The sequence below is a fragment of the Martinezella calliandrae genome (genome assembly GCF_030272695.1).
Lineage (GTDB): Bacteria > Pseudomonadota > Alphaproteobacteria > Rhizobiales > Rhizobiaceae > Rhizobium > Rhizobium calliandrae.
On the sequence record NZ_JARFYN010000176.1, the window covers coordinates 1 to 834 of the forward strand.

The following is an 834-nucleotide window of genomic DNA, read 5'->3' on the forward strand; positions in this document are numbered from 1 at the left end:
CTCGCGCACCAGGGCATTCTCGCAAAGCCGTGCGGCGATCTCGCCCGGCTCGATGCGGAAGCCGCGGATCTTCACCTGCTCGTCGTTGCGGCCGAGGAATTCCAGATTGCCGTCCGGCAGATAACGTCCGAGGTCACCGGTCTTGTACAGCCGGTCGCCTTCGACAAAGGGGCTGGCGATGAACCGCTCGGCCGTCAGCTCCGGCCGGTTCAGATAGCCGCGCGCAACGCCGGCCCCGCCAATATAAAGCTCGCCCACCGCCCCGAACGGCACCGGTGCACCATCGCCGTCCAGAAGATACACTCGAAGATCGCGGATGGGCTCTCCGATCAGACTACCCGAGTTGCAGGTGTCAGAATGAGTAAGAGGTCGATAGGTTACATGCACGATCGCTTCCGTGATGCCGTACATGTTAATCAATTGCGGGGCGCCGTCTGAATGCCGTTCATACCACGGCTTCAGAATGGACGGCTCCAGAGCCTCCCCACCAAAAATCACATATCGAAGGCGGCTTCGAACACTGCTCTGGCATTCTACATTCATGAAGGCTCTAAAAGCCGAGGGGGTTTGATTGAGAACCGTGACGCCAGACTTGCAGACGAGCTCATGAAAGTCGGGGGCAGAACGGGCGGTATTACTCGGAACGACAATCAAACGTCCGCCATAGCGCAGTGCGCCCCACAATTCCCACACCGAAAAGTCGAACGAGATGGAATGAAACAGGCACCAGACGTCGTGTTCGGTGAAGCCATACCAGTCATGTGTCGCCTCGAACAGACGAGCCACGCTCGCATGCTCGACCATGACGCCCTTTGGTGTCCCGGTGGAACCGGA

At 59.0% G+C, this 834-nt stretch carries 1 protein-coding gene; it reads right to left on the reverse strand.

Annotation, left to right across the window (positions count from 1 at the left end; genetic code table 11):
- Positions 1-834 (reverse strand): amino acid adenylation domain-containing protein (locus tag PY650_RS36575; RefSeq protein ID WP_285884980.1); only part of this gene is annotated, 834 nt, incomplete at both ends.